Origin of the sequence: Kineococcus indalonis (genome assembly GCF_009906395.1) — a bacterium.
GTDB lineage: Bacteria > Actinomycetota > Actinomycetes > Actinomycetales > Kineococcaceae > Kineococcus > Kineococcus indalonis.
This window is the reverse complement of record NZ_JAAALM010000522.1, coordinates 1-2,776: the sequence shown is the minus strand read 5'-3', so window position 1 is coordinate 2,776 and position 2,776 is coordinate 1. Positions and strand designations below refer to the sequence as shown.

3 protein-coding genes are annotated in these 2,776 nt (G+C 77.3%); all 3 read left to right on the top strand.

The features are described from left to right. Positions 1–158 precede the first annotated feature (158 nt). Complete coding sequence (locus tag GTR00_RS18330; RefSeq protein WP_166613008.1) at positions 159–1,220, top strand: helix-turn-helix transcriptional regulator; 1,062 nt, start codon at positions 159–161, stop codon at positions 1,218–1,220. After that, on the top strand, positions 1,217–2,263 hold the full coding sequence (locus GTR00_RS18325) for a helix-turn-helix transcriptional regulator (RefSeq protein ID WP_166613007.1): 1,047 nt from the start codon (positions 1,217–1,219) through the stop codon (positions 2,261–2,263). The genes GTR00_RS18330 and GTR00_RS18325 overlap by 4 nt, the downstream gene beginning before the upstream one ends. A gap of 159 nt (positions 2,264–2,422) precedes the next feature. Beyond that, complete coding sequence (locus GTR00_RS18320; protein ID WP_166613006.1) at positions 2,423–2,761, top strand: hypothetical protein; 339 nt, start codon at positions 2,423–2,425, stop codon at positions 2,759–2,761. Positions 2,762–2,776: the final 15 nt, after the last annotated feature.

The window sequence follows — 2,776 nt, the reverse complement described above, 5'->3', positions numbered from 1 at the left end:
GTGCGGGGCGGCGGGGGAGCGGTGCGCCCACACCGGGCCCGCGGACGGTGTCGGCCGTCCGGGCCCGCGGCTTCAGCGCCCCACCCCCGTCCCCGTCCCCGCCGCCGCGGTCGGCCGCGCGGCGGGCCGCGGTGCCGTCGGGTAGCGTCCAGTCCACCATGGCGAGCTCGGCATCCAGCACCGGCGCGGCGGCCAGCGCCGCCAGCCGCGGCGCGCGCCGCACCGAACGGCTCCTCAACCTCGTCATCGCCCTGTCGGCCACGCGCCGCTGGCTGACCAAGGAGCAGATCCGCACCGCCGTCCCCCAGTACGCCGACTGCGCCACCACCGTCGCCTTCGAGCGGATGTTCGAGCGCGACAAGGAGGACCTGCGCGAGCTCGGCGTGCCGCTGGAGACCGGCGGCGAGGACCCCCTCTTCGGCGACGAGGCCGGCTACCGCATCGACCGCGACGCCTACGCCCTGCCCGAGATCCGCTTCACCCCCGGCGAGCTGGCGGTGCTGTCCCTGGCCAGCCGGGTCTGGCAGCAGGCCAGCCTGGCCGGCCCGGCCACCCGCGCCCTGGTGAAGCTGCGCAGCCTGGGGGTGGAGCCGGACGAGTCCTCCCTGGTGGGCCTGGAGCCGCGCGTGCGCACCAGCGAGCCGGCCTTCGACCCGCTGTACGCGGCCACCCGCGACCGCGCCCCGGTCTCCTTCACCTACCGCCGCGCCGGCGGCGAGGCCGCCACCCGGCGCGTGGAGCCGTGGGCCATCGTCAGCTGGCACGGCCGCTGGTACCTCGTGGGTCACGACCGCGACCGCGACGCCCCCCGCGTCTTCCGCCTCTCGCGGGTGTCCTCCGCCGTCAAGCGCATCGGCCGCCCCGGCTCCTACGAGGTCCCCGACGACCTGGACCCGCGCGAGGTCGTCGCCGGCAGCGTCGGCGAGCGCAGCACCCGCCGCGCGCGCCTGCTCGTGCGCCCCGGCAGCGCGCTGGCGCTGCGCCGCCGCGCCGTGGCCACCACCCCCGCCGGCGCGCACGGCGCCGAGGGCGCGGGGGAGCACCCGGGCATGGACGTCGTGGAGGTGGAGGTGGCCGACGTGGAGGCCGGCGCCGACGAGATCGCCACCCACGCCGACGCCGTCGTCGTGCTCGAGCCCCCGGAGCTGCGCGAGGCGGTCGTGCGCCGCCTGCGCGGGGCCGCCGGGCTCCCGGCGGCGCGCCCGGGGGGTGCGGCGTGAGCGGCAGCGCCTCCACCGAGCGCCTCTCCCGGCTGCTGGCGATGGTCCCGTACCTGCTGCGCCACCAGGGCATCCCCCTGGAGGAGGCCGCGGAGCACTTCGGGCTGAGCACCGACGACCTCGTGCACGACCTGGAGCTGCTCTTCGTCTGCGGCACCCCCGGGCACCTGCCCGACGACCTCATCGACGCCCGCTGGGACTCCGGCCGGGTGTACCTGTCCAACGCCGACCCCATCGCCCGCCCCGCCCGCCTGGCCGTCGACGAGGCCGTGGCGCTCCTGGTGGGCCTGCGCACCCTCGCCGAGGTGCCCGGACTGCACGACCGCGAGGCCCTGGACGGGGCGATGGCCAAGCTGGTGGAGGCCACCGGCGAGGCCGCCGCGGCCGCCGGCGCGGTGCGCGTGGACGTGCGCCCCGGCGACGACGAGGCCCTGGAGGGGGTGCTGGCCACCTGCCGGCGGGCCCTGGCCGAGCACCGCCGCCTGCACCTGGCGTACCTGGTGCCCAGCCGCGACGAGCTCACCGAGCGCGACGTGGACCCCATGCGCCTGGTGACCGTGGACGGCCGCTGGTACCTGGAGGGCTGGTGCCACCGGGTCGAGGGGGTGCGCCTGTTCCGCCTGGACCGCATCGAGGGCGCCGCCGTGCTGGACGCCGACGGCACCCCGCCGGCGCGCGCGGTCTCCCGCGACGTGCAGTCGGACCTGTTCCGCCCCAGCCCCGACGACCTCGTCGTCACCCTGGACCTGGCCCCGCAGGCGGCCTGGGTCGTCGACTACTACCCGGTGGAGTCCAGCGGCACCGCCCCGGAGGGCGCCTGGGAGCAGGCCTCGCTGCGCGTGCGGCTGCGCGCGGCGGACACCCGCTGGGTGCGCCGGCTGCTGCTGCGCCTGGGCGCCGGCGCGCGGGTGGTGGACCCGCCGGAGCTGGCGGTGGAGGTGCGCGGCGCCGCCCTGGCGGCGCTGGCCGCGTACGGCGAGGCGGACGGCACCGTCGCCGGGGACGCGCGCGGCACCGGGAGCGCGGTGGCCGGCGGGCGCTGACCGCCTCCCGCGCAGCGTCTTCACCGTTCGTGCCCGGTCGCTGACCCAGTGTGCCAACCTGTCGGGGGAAGGGCGTTCAAGGGATTCCAGGTCCGTGCCGAAGCAGTGGGTGTCGGACGGCGGGACAGCCGCCCACACCACGACCGGAAGGTGCGCACCATGACCACGATCAAGGCTTCCTGCCCCGTCTGCGGCGACGTGGAGCTCACCCCCAAGCAGGTCCGCCTCGTGGTCTGCTCGGCCAAGGAGCGCTCCTTCTACGCGTTCGGCTGCCCCGGCTGCGAGGACGAGGTCCGCAAGCCCGCCAGCGAGGACGTCGTGGCGCTGCTGGTCTCCGGCGGCGTGGCCGTCGAGCGCTGGGTCATCCCGGCCGAGGCCATGGAGGAGAAGGCCGGCGCCACCATCGCCTGGGACGACGTGCTGGACTTCGCCCTCGTGCTCGACTCCTGCGACGACCTGGCCACGCTGGCCGGCCGGGGCCTGCGCTCGCTGCGCTGACCCCCGCCCCCACCC